Genomic DNA, 16029 nt, shown 5'->3' on the forward strand with positions numbered 1-16029 from the left:
GGCTACTGCGCGCGCATGAACTCCTCGGCCGCCTGCACCTGCGCGGCCGAGGGGCGGATGCCGGTGTAGAGGACGAACTGCTCGAGAGCCTGCAGCGTCGCGACCTCGGCGCCCGTGATCACCGTCTTTCCCGCCGCGCTCCCCGCCCGGACCAGCGGCGTCTCGGCGGGGAGGGCCACGACGTCGAACACCACGGATGCCGCCGCGATCTGCTCCTCGGTGAACGAGAGCGTCTGCTCATCGGATCCGCCGGCCATGCCGATCGGGGTGATGTTCACGATGACGTCGGCGGTCGTGGCTGCGGCATCCGCCGTCCAGGAGAAGCCGTAGAGGTCGGCGAGACCGCGGCCGCGGTCCTCGTTGCGGGCGGCGATCGTGACGCGCGTGAACCCCGCGTCGCGGAACGCCGCGGCGGTCGCCTTCGCCATCCCCCCGGAGCCGCGCAGCAGCACCGAGGACGCGGGATCGAGGGCGTTCCTCTCGATGAGCTGGGCGATCGCGCTGTAGTCGGTGTTGTAGGCGGTGAGCACCCCGTCGTCGTTGACGATCGTGTTCACCGAGTCGATCGCCGTCGCCGAGGCGTCCATCCGGTCGACCAGCGCGATGACGTCCTCCTTATAGGGCATCGACACGGCGCAGCCGCGGATCCCGAGGCCGCGCACGCCGGCGATCGCCTGGGCGAGGTCGGTGGGCGCGAAGGCCTTATAGATCCAGTTCAGCCCGAGCTCCTCGTAGAGGAAGTTGTGGAAGCTCGTCCCGTTGTTGCTCGGCCGTGCCGACAGCGAGATGCACAGGGTCATGTCCTTGTTCAGCATGGTCACCGGAACAGGCTACTCGCGCGGGAGGACGTCATCCCTCGGGCATGCGCGTGGAAGCGCTCTCACGCGACGCGCGCGGGCGTCAACCCCCGTAGCCAGATCACGCGTCCTCCCCTAGGGTGAAGGTGCGTGCACAGGGGATTGATCGTCTCCGTCCACCCCAGACGACGGGCTGCCTTCCCCAGAGGCAAAGGCGATCCGTGCATGCGATTGGGCCCCCTCGAGTCGCTCAGTCCCCAATGCGCCACTCGAGGGGGCCGCTATCTTCCACGAGATTCTCAACTTTTTTCGACTCTGTCCCCCAAATGGGGGACAGAACGGTCTCGGAGGGGTTAGGGTGGTATCTGACGCACCCTCCGGTCGTCTTCGGCCCTCATCGCTCCCCCCGCGGTGAGGGCCACACCATTTTCCGGGCGCCCTCCGCTGCCGCCCGCGGGTGACGCTCGTGCAACATTTGGGTTACGGGCTGAAACCAGGACTTCCCCTCGGCGTGTGCTCCACTAGCGTGGACCACACCGGTGCATCCTGCGTCGGCTTCTTTTCCAGCAGAACAGGCAGTAAATGGCTACTCAGGGCACGGTCAAGTGGTTCAACTCGGAGAAGGGCTTCGGCTTCATCTCCCCCGACGACGGCGGCGCCGACGTTTTCGCGCACTACTCCGCCATCCAGTCTTCCGGCTACCGCTCGCTGGAGGAAAACCAGCGAGTCGAGTTCGACGTGGCGCAGGGCCCCAAGGGCCTGCAGGCCGAGAACATCCGCCCGGTCTGATACCGGACGACTCGAGAACTCCCCGACCGGGGCCGCAGCGATCGCGGCATCCGGCGGGGAGTTCTGTGCTTCCGGCCGCCGTGCGCCCGGCGCTCAGCGGAGCAGGAGTGAGCGGAGCTCGGCGGCGGAGGTGACGCGGAACGCCGCCTCGTCGCCTTCGTGCGCGTCGCTGAAGCCCCAATCCACGAACACGACCGGAACGCCGTTCGCGTTGCCGCCCTCGACGTCGTGGTGGCGGTCGCCGATCAGCACGGGACGCGAGACGTCGACTCCGCGCTCGGCCAGACGCCGCAGCGCCTCGGCGACGATGTCGGTCTTGGACGCGAGGGTCGCTTCATCGGGCGTCGCGCCGACCGTCGTGAGGAAGAAGGGACGCAGCTCGAAGAAGTCGACGATGGCGTCGACCTGGTTCTCGGGCTTGGAGCTCGCGGTGGCCTGAGGGATGCCGGCGGCATGGACGTCGCGGATGATCTCCGGCACGCCGGGGTAGGTCGCGATGTCGGTCGTGTACCCGTCGGCCTTGCCCAGCTCCCGGTAGAACGCCACGGCCTCGGTCGCCTGCTCCGGCGTCATGGCGGCCTGGGCCTGGAACGAGTCGAACATGGGCGGCCCGATCCAGTGCGTCAGCTCCTCGCGCGTGGGTGCGGGTCGACCGAAGTGCGTGAGGGCCACGTTCAACCGGCGGAGGATCCCGACGGACGCGTCGACGATGGTGCCGTCGACGTCCCAGAGCACGCACGAGTAGGGGGAGGAAGCCATACCCTCCAGCCTATGGGCACTCCTCCTCCCCCGATTCCGCGTGAACGGGGTCGTCCACGGATTCCGGGATGCCGGATCGCGTTCGCGTACCGTCGGTGACAACTCCGCGGGGGCGGAGAAGGATGGAGGCGTGTTCGTGTCGATCGAGGTCATCGCGATCATCGCGTGCGGGGTGTCGGTGATCGTCGCGTTCGTCAGTGCCTGCGGTTGGCTCCTCAACCGGCTGGATGCCCGGTTCGCTGCGCAGGACGCGCGATGGGATGCGCGGTTCGCCGCGCAGGACGCGCGCTGGGACGCGCGGTTCGTGGAGGCGACTACGAGGTGGGATGCGCGGTTCGTGGAGGCGGACGGACGGTTCGATCGACTCGAGACCCGGATGGCGGGACTCGAGACCCGGATGACCGGACTCGAGACCCGGATGACGGGACTCGAGACCCTCCAGAGCGGGGTGCAGCGCGAGCTGTCAGAGGTCAAGGTCGCGATCGCGCGGCTCGAGGGACCGTCCCGACGGCTGCTGACCCCCGTCTCGCCGTGATCCGACTCAGAAGAGACGCGGGATGCCCGACTCGATGCCCTTCATGTCGTCGTAGTCGAGCACGAGACAGCGGATGCCGCGGTCCTCGGCGAGCACTCGCGCCTGCGGCTTGATCTCCTGCGCCGCGAAGATCCCGGTGATCGGAGCGAGGTGCGGATCGCGGCCCAGGAGTTCGAGGTACCGTGTGAGCTGTTCGACGCCGTCGATGTCGCCGCGGCGCTTCACCTCGATCGCGATCGCGGCGCCGTTCGCGTCGCGGACCATCAGGTCGACGGGGCCGATCGCGGTCGGGTACTCGCGACGCACCAGTGTCGTCCCTTCCCCGACCAGCTCGACCTGCTCGGCGAGGAGCCGCTGCAGGTCGGCCTCCACGCCGTCCTTCTGCAGGCCGGGGTCGACGCCGAGGTCGTGGTTCGAGTCGTGGATGATCTCGTAGATCTGCACGCGCAGCGCGTCGCCGGTCTTCTTGTGCGTGACGCGCCACACCTCGACGACCCCGGCGCTCGCCTCCTCCTCGCCCGGCTCCTCGGGAGCGAGAGTGCACGGAGGGCTCATCCAGTTCAGTGGCTTGTAGCTGCCGCCGTCGGAGTGCACGAGCAGGCTGCCGTCCCCCTTGTGCACGAGCAGACGCGTGGCGAGGGGCAGGTGGGCATTGAGCCGCCCCGTGTAATCGACGGAGCAGCGGGCGATGACGAGACGCACCCGACGAGCCTAACGGCATCCGCCGCCCGCGATGTCAGGCCGCGGTCACCGGGGTCTTCTCGTCCTCCCGCAGCGGACGGGCGGCGCCCGAGAAGAGGCCGGACAGCGCCGCGAGCACGACGAGGATGAACAGCGTGTTCAAGAGGCCGATGTGCTCGCTGATGAAGCCCAGCACCGGGGGGCCGCCGAGGAACGAGATGTAGCCGATCGTGGCCGCCGCGCTCACCCGGGCCGCGGCCTTGGCGGGATCGTCGGCCGCGGCCGACATGCCGAGCGGGAAGCCGAGGGACGCGCCGATGCCCCAGAGCGCTGCACCGAGGAACACGAGCGGGAGGTTCGGCGCGAGGATGAACAGCAGGATGCCCGCGGCCGCCGTCAGGGCGAGGGCACGCAGCACGATCACGCGACCGAGGCGATCGACGAGGGGCCCGCCGAACACGCGCACCGCCGTCATCGCGACCGAGAACGTGGCGAGCGCCGCGGCGCCGAGGGCCGTGCCGCCGCCGTGGTCCTCGGCGACGCCGAGCGCGAGCCAGTCGTTGGCGCCGCCCTCGGCGAAGGACATGCCGAGCATGACGACGCCGATCGCGTAGGTGCGCGGCTCGCGCCAGGCCGACAGGGCGACGTGCATGCGCTCTCGCCAGTGCGGCTTGTCGGCGTCGGCGCCGCTGCGGTCGAGGGTCTCCTCGCGGCGGGGGACGTTCGCGATGCTGACGACGCCGATCGCGAGGATGAGCACGGCGATCGCGAGCGTGTGGGCGAACACGTCGATGCGCAGCTGTGCGGCGAGAGCCCCGACGCCGGCGCCGATCACCGTGCCGAAGCTGAAGAAGGCGTGGAACAGCGGCAGGATCGTCTTGCCCGCGTGCTGCTCGATCGCCGTGGCCTCGACGTTCATCATGACGTCGACGCAGCCGTTGCCGAGTCCGAACAGCGCGAGTCCGATGAGCACGACGGCGTACGAGCCGAGGACGTTCGCGCCGATGCCGATCAGGGCGACGCCGGAGGCGAAGGTCACGATCGAGAGCATCATGCCGAGGCGCGCTCCCGTGCGCGCCATGATCGCCGGACTCGTCGAGATCCCGATGATCGAGGCGATGCCGGCCCCGAGGAGCAGCATTCCGACCTGGGCCTTGTCGACTTCGAGCGCGGTCTTGATGTCGGGGACACGCGACGCCCACGTCGCGATCGAGAGGCCGCTGGCGAGGAAGATCGCGAAGATCGCGGTGCGCCAGCGCACATACTGCGACCGGGTGAGGGCTGTGTCCATGCGCTCAGCCTATCGAATCGATTCGATCCGAGGGAACCCGGCCGGGTTATCCTCGGAGTATGACCAGTCAGGAGCCCGCGCGCCGGGCGACCATCGCCGACGTCGCCCGCGAGGCAGGAGTCGCGACGTCGACCGCCTCCGTGGTCTTCAGCGGCAAGGCCAACGTCGCACCGGCCACTCGCGAACGCGTGCTCGCCGCGGCGGCCGACCTCGGATACGCCGGCCCGGACCCGCGGGCCGCCTCCCTGCGTCGGGGGCGCAGCGGGATCGTCGCCGTCGTCCTGGAAGGGCATCTGCGCGCCGCCTTCCTCGACCCGGTGACCACCGCGATGATGGACGGCCTCACCGACGGTCTCGCCGACCTGAGCTCCGGCATCCTGCTCATGCGCGACGAACCAGGGGACGACGGGTCGCCGCTCGCGAGCGCGCCCGTCGACGCGTTCGTGCTGATCGGATGCTCGGGCCGCACCCGCGCATCGCTCGACATCGTCCGCGGTCGTGGACTCCCCGTCGTGGTGATCGAGGGCGACGCGGGTGAGGGCATCCCCCGGATCACGCTCGACAACGCGGCCGCGGCAGCCGATGTCGCCCGCCACCTCCGCGAGCTCGGGCACCACGACGTGGCTCTCGTGACGCTGCCCCTCGACCAGGAGCGCGAGCGGGGACCGGTGACGCCCGAGCGCATCGCGGCCGCGACGGTGGACGTCACGGTGGACCGCCTCGCGGGCATGCGCGAGATCTTCCCCGAGGCCCCGGCCGTATCGGCGGGAGGGAGTCTGATCGACGAGGGCCTGATCGTCGGGCGGACGCTGCTCGAGGACCCGGCGACCCGTCCCACGGCGATCCTCGCCCAGAGCGACCTGCTCGCGGTCGGCGTGATCCGCGCAGCCGAGGAGCTGGGGCTCCGTGTTCCGGAGGATCTCTCGGTCGCGGGCTTCGACGGCATCGACGCCGACGGTCTCGGTGACCTCGTGCTCACCACGAGCGTGCAGCCCGCGGTCGAGAAGGGTCGCGCCGCCGGTGAGCAGGTCGCCCGCATGCTGCGCGGCGAACCGGGTGCGACGCTGCATCTCACCTGCCGGTTCCGGCCGGGGACGACGACCGCGGCGCCCGGGCGCTGAGCCGATCCGTCGCGGGAGCGCGGCGATCCCGGTCCTATGAGTGCGCGGGGCCGATCGGCAGCGGGGTCGAGGCGAAGTCGAGGATGGTCCAGCGTCCGCACTCGACGATCCGGTCGGGCACCGCGGCCAGCGGCAGCTCCCACGCCACCGTCTGGGAGTCCTGCACGAGGAACGTGACCTCGCGGGTCTCCAGGTCGGTGCGGTTCACGAGCCACGCGTAGCCGTCGAGGCGGTGGTCCACCTGCACGAGCCGCGCGGGATCCTCCGCATGGAGCTTGGGCAGGCGCACGGTCCAGAACTGCCCGGCCCCGGTGCGACCGGACGCGTCGACCCAGTCCGTCACGCACGTGAGGTCGGCGTCCGGTCGGTCCACCGCGCTCGCGATCCTGGGCAGGCTCAGTCCTCCGGCGACGAGCACGGCGATCGCGACGACGGCTGCCGTCTGCCGACGCGGCCGTGCGGGGAGGCGGAGCGCGCGCGGATGGGCCACGAGCGCGAGCATCGGGACGAACACGAGCGGCTGCAGGTACCGCGCCGCATGCGTGCCGAGCGCGATCGCGCCGAGCATCACGACGAGGGGCAGCGCCCAGGAGACGAGGGATACGAGGCGCGAGGCCTCGTCGACGGGGCGGAACGTCCGGACGACGCCGAGGGCGAGGAGAGCGACCACGACGAGGAGCGCGAGCACCCCGAGGGGCTCCTGCAGCCGGTCGCCGACGAGGCGTCCGTAGTACTCGAGCGATTCGCGCCACATCGTCGGCTGCGCGTAGCCCGCCCCGGTGTTGGCGATCCATGCCGCGAACGGAATACGAAGCGCGAACCCCGCGGCGGTTCCCGCCAGGAGGGCTCCGATGAGCGAGAGCGTGCCGCGGAGGTCGGCCCGGCGCAGCAGATCGACCGCCAGGATCACGAGCAGGGGAGCCGCGAGCCAGGCGGCGAACAGCGGGTTCGACAGGGTCGATGCCGCCGTGACACCGAGAAGCAGGAGCGGAAGCGCGATGCGGTGCGAGCTGCCGTCGCGCATGCGTCGCGCGAGTCCGATCGAGAGCACCACGGCGATGACCGTGGCCGAATAGTAGGTCGTCGTGAGCTGCAACGACGCGAGATCCAGGGCATCGCGCGATGCCGAGGTCTCGGTCATCGCGATCGCACCGAACACCCCGAGAGCGACGACCGACCATGCGACCGGCGCGCGGCCCTCGCGGGCGCGGCCGGCCGCGACGCGGATCGCCCCGTACAGCCCGAGGAGGTTCACCACTGCGCTCACGGCGAGCAGCGCGTCGACGCCGACGGGGAGCAGGGCGTCGAGCGTGGTGAACACGGCGGTCTCGGGAAGGAAGAGCACGCTCGACATCGCCCAGTCGAGCCGATCCCCGGCGAGGATCGATCGCGACAGGAGCGCCACGATCACGGAGTCCCCGTCGCGGAACAGCAGCTCCGCGCGAGCCGACGCCGCGACCGCGCCGGCGGTGACCAGGGCGACGGCGAGCGCCAGCGTCCAGCCGGCCAGCTCCCGCATCCAGGTCCGCGTCACGGGCTTACTCTGCCATGAGGCCGCGGGGGGAGCCGTCAGGCGTTGCGCTGCGCCGAGAGGTCCCACACCTGCTCGAGGGGCGCTGTGCCCTCCGCGCCGTCGGCGTCGCGGAACAGCTCGACGAAGCGGCCGATGTCGGCCTGCCACGCATGGTCGGCCGGGTCGTCGGCGAGGGCCGCGACCGCGGCGTCCCAGTCGTCGCACTCCACGAGGTGGAACAGGCGGTGGCCCGACCGCCAGATGGTCCATTCCCGGATGCCGATGCGCGCGAACGTGTCGGCGAGGGCATCCGGGATGCGCTCGTGGTTCGTGCGGTAGTCGTCGATCGCGCCCTCGCGGATCTCGGAGTGCAGGGCGATGCGCATGGTGAGCCTCTCGTCAGTCTCTCGTGCGGAAGGTGATCGCGACGGGTGTCTCGGACCCCGTCGTCCCGACCAGGATGGCACCGTCGCGGCGCTCTGCCGCAATCGGCGCTCCGGCGACCGTCGCCGACGTCTCGTCGAGGAGCGCGTCGGGGTCGGGGAGGAGGATGCCGTCCACGCGATCGACCACGGCGTGCACGAGGTCGCCGGCCCTCGTCCAGCGCAGCCACGGCTCGTCGGACGCCTGCAGGCGTGGCTCGGGTCGGGCGCCGAAGACGGCGTGGCCGTGACGGCGGTTCCACTCGCCGAGGCCCTCGAGCGTCCGTCGCTGCCCGTCCGGGATGCGCCCCGACGCCTCGAGTCCGATGTTGAGGAGCAGGTTGCCACCACGGGACACGACGTCGACCAGCAGCCGCACGGCGTCGTCGGCCGAGAGCAGGTGCGCGTCGGTCTCATTGCGGTTGTGCCCGAAGGACAGGCCGATCCCGCGGGTGTTCTCCCAGGCGTCGCCGACCTCGACCGCGGTGCCGTGCACGTACTCGGAGGTGCGGAAGTCCCAGTGTGACAGTCCCCACCGATCGTTCACGACGCCGTCCGGAAGTTCGGCGTAGAACCGCTCGAACACGTGGGCGAGGCTCGAGGGCCCCGGGTCGATGCCGGCCTGCGGCCAGCGGATGTCCCCCCACAGGATGTCGGGGCGATAGCGGTCGATCAGATCGATCACGTGGTCGTGGGCGTACTCCGCGTAGGCGATGTCGTCGGGCGCGGGATCGCCGTCGTGCTCGATGGGCGGCAGCTCGGAGAAGTGCCAGTCGAGGCCGCCCGAGTAGTAGACCCCGAAGCGCAGGCCCGCTGCGCGCGTGGCGTCCGCGAACGCGCCGACCAGGTCGCGGCGTGGGCCTCGCGCGACGGTGTTGCGTCCGTCGGTGCCCGGGGCGTCCCACAGGGTCACCCCGTCGTGGTGCTTGGTCGTCGGGATGAAGTACCCGGCGCCCGTGGCGGCGACGACGGACAGGACCTCGTCGGCGTCGAAGTCCTCGGCACGCCAGTCGTCGAGGAAGGCGTCGTAGGGGGCGCCGCCGTGCACGGCGTCGTGGTGCGCGCGGGCCGGCGATCCTTCGATGCGGATGGTGTTGGCGTACCACTCCGCGTAGGGGTTGTGCGCGTACCACTGCTCCCGCGGCACCGCGCCGAGCTCGCCCGTGGGTTCGGCCCAGGCGGGCACGGAGTACGGACCCCAGTGCACGAAGATCCCCAGCGCGGCTCCGCGGAACCACTCGGGGAGCGGGCGCTCGAATCGTCGGTAGGCCTCGGGTCGGACGGGATCGGTCGAGAACATCGCCATGGTCGGCACCTTTCATCACACCCTTGTGAACTGCTTCGTCTATCCCGTATCCTATAGGAAATCTTGAACTCGAAGGAGAGTGACGATGACAGACGCGACCCTCAGGCGTCCCGCCGACCGCATCCCGGGCGGCGAATGGTTCACCGGCGCGGGGCTCGGGCTCTTCGTCCACTGGGACCAGGCCTCGCAGCAGGGGATCGAGATCTCCTGGCCGCTCGTCGGCCGCTCGATCATCCCCGGGGTGGACGCCGTGGAGGACGCCGTCACGGTCGCGCAGTATCAGGCGACGGCGCCGACGTTCGACCCGACCCGGTGGGACGCCGCCGACCTCGCCCGCCGTGCGAAGGAGGCGGGCGCCACGTACGTGGTGTTCACGGCGCGCCACCACGCCGGCTACAACATGTTCTTCACCGCGGAGTCCGACTTCGGGGTGCAGCACGGCCCCTTCGGGCGCGACATCACCCGCGAGTTCGTCGACGCCGTGCGCGCCGCGGGTCTCCGGGTCGGGATCTACTACAGCCTCCCGGACTGGAACCACCCCGACTACCCCGCCTTCCGCGATGAGGACCTGCCGTACAAGCTCGAGCACTGGCCCGCGGCGGGGATGCCGGAGTTCGCGGACACCCCGGATGCGACGGATCGCCACCGCCGGTCGAGCCCCGAGGAGTGGGCGCGCTACCTCGAGTACGTGCGGGCACAGCTCACGGAGCTGCTGACGCACTACGGCACGATCGACCTGCTGTGGTTCGACGGCGACTGGGAGCGCTCGGCCGCCGAGTGGACCGCACCGGGACTGCGCCGGCTCATCAAGGAGCTGCAGCCGGACGTCGTCATCAACGACCGACTGCCCGGACAGGGCGACTACCGCACGCCGGAGCAGGGCTTCCCCCTCACACCGCCGACCGGTCCGTGGGAGCTGTGCCTGACGATCGGAGACCACTGGGCCTGGCGCCGCGGTCCCGACAACGAGAAGCCCGCGCGGTCGCTGCTCGTGACGCTGATCGACGTCGTCGCCCGCGGAGGCAACCTCCTGCTCAACGTCGGACCGGGGCCGGACGGCGCGCTGCCGGTCGTCGAGCAGGAGCGGCTCGGCGAGTTCGCGGAGTGGATGCGGGCGCACGCCGAATCCGTGATCGGCGTCGACCCCGCGGTGGGCGTCGACTTCCCCGGACCGGTCACCGCGCGCGCGGGCCGCGTGTACCTGCACCTGACCGCGCTGCCCGTCGACGAGATCATCGTGCGAGGCCTTCCCGTGCGGCGGATCACCCGCGTGCACCGTCTCGCCGACGGTGTCGACCTGCGGCACGACGCCAGCTTCGAGGTGCACGAGGCGTCGACCGCGGGCGACGAGCTCGGTGAGCTGCGCATCGTCGCGCCGCAGCCGTCCGGCGCGCTGATCGACGTCATCGCGATCGACCTGTCCGGCGACGGGACCCCCGCCGCCTGACACCCGAGAACGTGCGCACCCGACACCCGGACGGATCGCAGATCCCGGGTGCGTCCGAGCAGTACCCCCCCACCCATGCATCGAGCATCGGCATCCAATGAAGGAGGCAGACAGAATGAATGCAGTTCCCTCTCGGCGCGCGAAGCGCCTCATCCTCACCGGCGTCGCCGGACTCGCCGCGGTGACGCTGGCCGGCTGCGCGAGCGGCTCCGGCGGCGGCGGTGAGGCCGGCGGTCCGCTCGTGCTCTACACCTGGGCCGCGAGCGAGGGCGACCAGGCCCAGTGGGCCGACTTCATCTCCGGGGCGCAGGCCGAGGACCCGGACCTCGACATCTCCGTCGAGGGACCGAGCTTCGCGGACTACTGGACCAAGGTCAAGACGCGCCTGAGCGGCGCGAACCCGCCGTGTCTGCTCACGACGCAGGCCGCCAGGGCGCAGGAGCTCGGAGATCTGCTCATGCCGCTCGACGACCTCATCGAGAAGGCTGGCTTCGACACGAGCGAGATCGACGCCTCGATGCTGTCGGGCATGACGGTCGACGGCACGATCCGCGCGATCCCGTACGACGCCGAGCCCATCGTGCTGTTCTACAACGTGGAGGCCTTCCAGGCCGCGGGCCTCGAACTCCCGGGCACCGAGTACACGCGCGACCAGTTCGTGTCCGACGCCAAGGCGCTCACTAACGGCGAGAAGAAGGGCCTGGCGATCGCGCCCGGCATCTTCATCCCCAACGCGTGGTCGCTGGCCGACGGCGTGCCGGCCGTGACGGAGGACGGCGACCTCGACCTCACGAACGACGACTTCGTCGACCAGATCCAGAGCTTCTTCGACCTCGTCGCGGTCGACCAGGTCGCGAAGGCTCCCGAGGCCGCCGACGGGTCCGAGGTCTCGCAGCAGGCGTTCACCTCGGGCGAGGTGCCGATGCTCATCGAGGGCCCGTGGATGTACGGCAGCTTCGCCGAGGCCGCGGACTTCACGCTCGGGGTCACGATCGTGCCGTCGACGAGCGGGACGGCAGCGGCCATGACCGCCGGATCCGGGTTCGGCATCGCGGCGAACTGCGAGCGTCCCGACGAGGCGTTCGCGGCGATCGAGGCGCTCACCTCGGTGTCCGTGCAGGAGAAGCAGGCCGAGGCGCGAGGAATCGTCCCCGCGCGCATCGAGGCGCTCCCGGCCTGGGCCGAGGGCAAGACCGAGGGGGCGGCCGACGTCGTCGAGGCGCTCCTCGCCGACGCGACCCCGCAGCGCACCACCCCGACCTGGAACCAGGTGGAGACCCTGATGACGCAGTACGGAGTGCAGGGCTACCGGGGTGAGCTGACGGCCGCCGAGATCATGGAGACGATCCAGAACTCGGTCGCGGGCTGAGCGGATGGCGATCATGAGCGACCGGAGAGAGGCCACGGCCTCCTCTGCGATGCCCACCGGGGCGGGCGCGCCGTTCGGCGCTCCCGCCCCGCGGGTCCCCCGCACGCCGCGGCGACGCGGACACGGTTGGGTGGCGGTGGCGTTCCTCGCCCCGGGGATGATCGGGTTCGTCCTGTTCATCCTCACCCCCCTGTTCGGGTCGGCCTTCATCAGCCTCTTCGACTGGAGGCTCTTCGGCAGCCCGGACTTCATCGGCATCGAGAACTACCTCAAGCTGTTCCGCGATCCGACGTTCTACACCGTGCTGTGGAACACCGTGATCTTCGCGATCGTCTACACCGCGCTGAACCTGTTCGTCGCGCTCACGATCTCGCTCTGGCTCAACACGCGGATGAAGGCGGCGGGCGCCTGGCGCGTCATCTTCTTCCTCCCCGTGATCACGCCGATGGTGGCGAACGCCCTCGTGTGGCGACTGCTGCTGTCGCAGGACGGTCTCGTGAACTCGATGCTCGCCACGGTCGGCATCGACGGCCCGAACTGGCTCTCCGACTCGGCGTGGGCGCTGCCCTCCGTGATCGCGATGTCGGTGTGGCAGTCGTTCGGATACAACGTCATCGTGCTGTCGGCGGGGCTCAGCGCCATCCCGAAGGAGCTCCTCGAGGCCTCGCGCATCGACGGCACGAGCGCGTGGCAGCGCCTGCGCTACATCGTGCTGCCCCTGCTGTCGCCGTCGCTCTTCTTCTGCTCCACCATGACGATGATCGGCGCCTTCCAGGTGTTCGTGCAGCCGCTGTTCCTCACGCAGGGCGGTCCGGGCGAGAGCACCAACACGTTCGTGCTGTACCTGTACCGGAACGGCTTCGTCTTCGACCGGCTGGGCTACGCGTCCGCGCTCGCGTGGATCCTGTTCGTCGTGGTGATGCTCATCACGGCGCTGCAGTTCGTCGGCCAGCGCAAGTGGGTGAACTATGAGTGATCGAGACCTGTCGGCGACCGCGTTGCTGATCCTCCCGCGGCGGGCTCGCCAGCGGAGGGCATCCGTCAAGGAGTGGCTGAACACCGCCGCGATTGCCGTCGTGGCGCTGCTGTTCGCCTTCCCGTTCATCTGGATGTTCCTCACCGCGCTCAAGCCGGAGAACGAGGTGTTCACGGCGCCGCCCCAGGTGTTCGGCTCGGAGATCCGCTGGGCGAACTTCGTCGAGGCGTGGACGGTCGTGCCGTTCGGGCGCTTCATCCTCAACGGCCTCGTCGTCGCGATCGCCGGCGCCGCGCTCTCGGTCGTCGTCGCGGTGCTCTCGGCCTACGCGTTCTCGCGGCTGCGGTTCCGGTTCCGCGACAAGCTGTTCCTGCTGTTCGTGCTCACGCTCGTGCTGCCGCAGGAGGTGCTCGTCGTGCCGCTGTTCATCATGATCAACGGCTGGGGACTCAACGACACCTACGCGGCGCTCATCATCCCGTTCGCGTTCACGGCGTTCGGCACGTTCCTCATGCGCCAGTTCTTCCTCACGATCCCCGTGGAGTACGAGGAGGCCGCGCTGATCGACGGCGCCTCCCGACTCCGCACGCTGTGGTCGGTGCTCCTGCCGCAGCTGGTCGCCCCGCTCAGCGTTCTCGCGGTCTTCTCGTTCATCGGCTACTGGAACTCGTACCTGTGGCCGCTCATCATCATCAACACGCAGGACATGGCGACGGTCCCCCTGGGCCTCGGCATGTTCACCGGTCAGTTCGGCACCCAGTGGGCTCTGCTCATGGCGGCGTCGACGCTGGCCGTCATCCCCTCGCTGATCCTGGTTCTGCTGCTGCAGCGCCAGCTGATCAAGGGGGTCACCCTGGGCGGACTCGGAGGACGCTGATGACCACGACCACTGACACGCTGCTCGACGCGCGTGCCGACGCGACGGCCGGCAGCCGCATCGTGCACGCCGAGGCCCGGTTGCACGACATCCCCGTCGAGACCGTGCGGACGGATGCGCTGCAGACTTTCGTGAAGCAGGAGACGATCGTCGTGCGACTGCGCACGGCCGACGGCACCGAGGGAGTCGGCTACAGCTACACGATCGGCACCGGCGGAGGCGCCGTGCTGAGTCTGCTGCGCGAGTCGCTGCTCCCCGCGCTCATCGGCCTCGAGGCCGAGCGCCCGGAGGCGGTGTGGCTGGCCCTGTTCGGCATCACTCGCGCGACGACCGTCGGCCCCATCACCGCGCTCGCGCTCGCCGCGGTGGACACCGCCGTGTGGGACGCGAGGACCCGCCGCGCGGGTCTGCCGCTGTGGGTCGCCGCGGGCGGGGCGTCGCCCTCCGTGCCGCTGTACGACACCGAGGGCGGGTGGCTGCACTACAGCGCGGACGAGCTCGTCGCCCACGCGGTCGCGGCGCAGGAGCGCGGCATGGGCGGGGTCAAGATCAAGGTCGGGATGCCCCGAGGGCACGAGGACCTGGAGCGTCTGCGCGCCGTGCGCGAGGCCGTGGGGCCCGGCATGGACATCATGGTCGACGCGAACCAGTCGTTCTCGGTCGCCGAGGCCGTGCGCCGTGCGCGACTGTTCGAGCAGGTCGACGTGTTCTGGTTCGAGGAGCCGCTCCCGGCGGAGGACGTCGAGGGGCACCGGCTGCTCGCGCGCTCGACATCGGTGCCGATCGCGGTGGGGGAGAGCATGTACTCGCTCGGCCACTTCCGCGAGCACCTGCAGCGCGGGGGAGCGTCGATCGTGCAGGCCGACGTCGCCCGCGTGGGCGGCATCACCCCCTGGCTCAAGATCGCGCACCTGGCGGAGTCGTTCAACGCCCGTGTGGCCCCGCACTTCCTCATGGAGCTGCACGTGTCGCTCGTGTGCGCGATCCCCAACGCGCTGTACCTCGAGCACATCCCCCAGTTGCGCGCCGTCACCACCGCCGAGATGCGCATCGACGACGGACGCGGATGGGCTCCTCCCACGCCGGGTCTCGGCATCGCCTGGGACGAGGATGCCCTGGGCAGACTGGTCGTCGCATGACGGCATCCGTCCTCCCCGGCGGGGTCGTCGGCTACGGTGCCGCCGCGCTCGGCAACCTCTACCGGGCGCTCGCCGACGACGTGTGGCCCGGCATCGTGCCCGCGGCGTGGGCGAGCGGGGTGCGGTACTTCGACGTCGCACCGCACTACGGTCTGGGACTCGCCGAGCGCCGTCTCGGGGAGGGGCTGCGCGCCCTTCCACGCGACGAGATCGTGGTCTCCACCAAGGTCGGTCGGCTGCTCGTGCCGCAGGAAGCGGCCGGACGCACCGACATCGACGCGCTCTTCGACGTGCCGGCCGACCACAGGCGCGTGCGCGACTACTCCCGCGACGGGGTGCTGCGCTCGATCGAGGAGTCGCTCACCCGGCTGGGCCTCGACCGGATCGACATCGCCCTCGTGCACGACCCCGACGAGCACGAGCGCGAGGCCCTCGACGGGGCGTTCCCCGCGCTCAGCGAGCTCCGCGACCAGGGGGTCGTCTGCTCGTTCGGCGCCGGCATGAACCAGAGCGCGATGCTGTCGCGGTTCGTCAGGGAGACGGATGCCGACGTGATGATGGTCGCGGGTCGGTGGACGCTGCTCGACCAGACGGCGGCCGACGACCTGCTCCCCGCCGCCGAGGAGCACGGAGTCCGGATCCTCGCCGCCGCGGTCTTCAACTCCGGCATCCTCGCGACCGATGACCCGGCGGCCGACGCGCTGTTCGACTACGGACCCGCCGATCGGGAGGTGCGGGAGCGCGCCAGGGCGATCGCCGCCGTCGCGCGACGGCACGACCGGACGCTCCCCGAGCTCTCCGCGCAGTTCCCTCTCACCCACCCGGCCGTCGCGGGCGTCGTGATGGGAGGCGCGAGCGCGGAGCAGGTCGCACGCAACAGCGGCCTGGTGTCCGACCCGGTGCCCTCCCCCGTGTGGCAGGAGTTGCGAGACGAAGGGCTGATCGGCCCCGGGAACGCGTCAGCGCGCCCTCGATGGACGCGGGGAGAGCAGCCCGTACGATGAGAC

At 70.4% G+C, this 16029-nt stretch carries 16 protein-coding genes; 9 read left to right on the top strand and 7 right to left on the bottom strand.

Annotation, left to right across the window (positions count from 1 at the left end):
* Positions 1-2 precede the first annotated feature (2 nt).
* On the bottom strand, positions 3-821 hold the full coding sequence (locus tag ACIPY8_RS00840; RefSeq protein WP_400813935.1) for a shikimate 5-dehydrogenase: 819 nt from the start codon (positions 819-821) through the stop codon (positions 3-5).
* Positions 822-1379: 558 nt separating this feature from the next.
* Between ACIPY8_RS00840 and ACIPY8_RS00845 the strand changes: the two genes are divergently transcribed.
* Positions 1380-1586 carry a cold-shock protein gene (locus ACIPY8_RS00845; RefSeq protein WP_050723454.1) on the top strand — a complete coding sequence of 69 codons (207 nt, stop codon included), beginning with the start codon at positions 1380-1382 and terminating at the stop codon, positions 1584-1586.
* 93 nt (positions 1587-1679) lie between these two features.
* Here ACIPY8_RS00845 and ACIPY8_RS00850 read toward each other — a convergent pair whose 3' ends face one another.
* Positions 1680-2345, bottom strand: coding sequence for an HAD hydrolase-like protein (locus tag ACIPY8_RS00850; RefSeq protein ID WP_400813938.1), 666 nt, complete (start codon positions 2343-2345; stop codon positions 1680-1682).
* 130 nt (positions 2346-2475) lie between these two features.
* Between ACIPY8_RS00850 and ACIPY8_RS00855 the strand changes: the two genes are divergently transcribed.
* A complete protein-coding gene (locus tag ACIPY8_RS00855; RefSeq protein WP_400813939.1) occupies positions 2476-2880 on the top strand; it encodes a response regulator in 405 nt (134 codons plus the stop codon).
* Between the two features lie 6 nt (positions 2881-2886).
* On the opposite strand, the gene nucS is transcribed toward ACIPY8_RS00855, so the two are convergent.
* Both nucS and ACIPY8_RS00865 read right to left on the bottom strand, forming a co-directional pair.
* Entirely contained in the window at positions 2887-3582 is a 696-nt protein-coding gene (gene nucS / locus ACIPY8_RS00860; RefSeq protein ID WP_400813940.1) for an endonuclease NucS, read from the bottom strand.
* Positions 3583-3616: 34 nt separating this feature from the next.
* Positions 3617-4852, bottom strand: coding sequence for an MFS transporter (locus tag ACIPY8_RS00865; protein ID WP_400813942.1), 1236 nt, complete (start codon positions 4850-4852; stop codon positions 3617-3619).
* A gap of 59 nt (positions 4853-4911) precedes the next feature.
* On the opposite strand from ACIPY8_RS00865, the gene ACIPY8_RS00870 reads away from it, so the two are divergent.
* On the top strand, positions 4912-5973 hold the full coding sequence (locus ACIPY8_RS00870) for a LacI family DNA-binding transcriptional regulator (RefSeq protein WP_400813943.1): 1062 nt from the start codon (positions 4912-4914) through the stop codon (positions 5971-5973).
* A gap of 34 nt (positions 5974-6007) precedes the next feature.
* Here the strand turns inward: ACIPY8_RS00870 and ACIPY8_RS00875 are convergent, their stop codons facing one another.
* From ACIPY8_RS00875 to ACIPY8_RS00885, 3 genes are read right to left on the bottom strand one after another with little or no spacing between them, the layout of a single operon-like run.
* A complete protein-coding gene (locus tag ACIPY8_RS00875; protein ID WP_400813945.1) occupies positions 6008-7507 on the bottom strand; it encodes a hypothetical protein in 1500 nt (499 codons plus the stop codon).
* Between the two features lie 35 nt (positions 7508-7542).
* The gene (locus tag ACIPY8_RS00880; protein WP_400813947.1) at positions 7543-7872 is read right to left on the bottom strand and encodes an L-rhamnose mutarotase; all 330 of its coding nucleotides are present in this window, start codon (positions 7870-7872) and stop codon (positions 7543-7545) included.
* Positions 7873-7885: 13 nt separating this feature from the next.
* A complete protein-coding gene (locus tag ACIPY8_RS00885; protein ID WP_400813949.1) occupies positions 7886-9214 on the bottom strand; it encodes an alpha-L-fucosidase in 1329 nt (442 codons plus the stop codon).
* 85 nt (positions 9215-9299) lie between these two features.
* Between ACIPY8_RS00885 and ACIPY8_RS00890 the strand changes: the two genes are divergently transcribed.
* The 6 genes from ACIPY8_RS00890 (at position 9300) to ACIPY8_RS00915 (ending at position 16026) form a co-directional block, all read left to right on the top strand.
* Positions 9300-10661, top strand: coding sequence for an alpha-L-fucosidase (locus tag ACIPY8_RS00890; protein ID WP_400813951.1), 1362 nt, complete (start codon positions 9300-9302; stop codon positions 10659-10661).
* Between the two features lie 115 nt (positions 10662-10776).
* The gene (locus tag ACIPY8_RS00895; RefSeq protein WP_400813952.1) at positions 10777-12030 is read left to right on the top strand and encodes an ABC transporter substrate-binding protein; all 1254 of its coding nucleotides are present in this window, start codon (positions 10777-10779) and stop codon (positions 12028-12030) included.
* A gap of 13 nt (positions 12031-12043) precedes the next feature.
* The gene (locus ACIPY8_RS00900; protein ID WP_400813954.1) at positions 12044-13006 is read left to right on the top strand and encodes a carbohydrate ABC transporter permease; all 963 of its coding nucleotides are present in this window, start codon (positions 12044-12046) and stop codon (positions 13004-13006) included.
* Positions 12999-13883, top strand: a complete 885-nt coding sequence (locus tag ACIPY8_RS00905) for a carbohydrate ABC transporter permease (RefSeq protein ID WP_400813956.1) — start codon at positions 12999-13001, stop codon at positions 13881-13883. Before ACIPY8_RS00900 ends, ACIPY8_RS00905 begins: the two co-directional genes overlap by 8 nt.
* Complete coding sequence (locus ACIPY8_RS00910) at positions 13883-15022, top strand: mandelate racemase/muconate lactonizing enzyme family protein (RefSeq protein ID WP_400813957.1); 1140 nt, start codon at positions 13883-13885, stop codon at positions 15020-15022. Before ACIPY8_RS00905 ends, ACIPY8_RS00910 begins: the two co-directional genes overlap by 1 nt.
* Positions 15019-16026, top strand: a complete 1008-nt coding sequence (locus ACIPY8_RS00915; protein WP_400813959.1) for an aldo/keto reductase — start codon at positions 15019-15021, stop codon at positions 16024-16026. Before ACIPY8_RS00910 ends, ACIPY8_RS00915 begins: the two co-directional genes overlap by 4 nt.
* Positions 16027-16029: the final 3 nt, after the last annotated feature.

This window comes from Microbacterium sp. NPDC089696 (assembly GCF_044749125.1).
Lineage (GTDB): Bacteria > Actinomycetota > Actinomycetes > Actinomycetales > Microbacteriaceae > Microbacterium.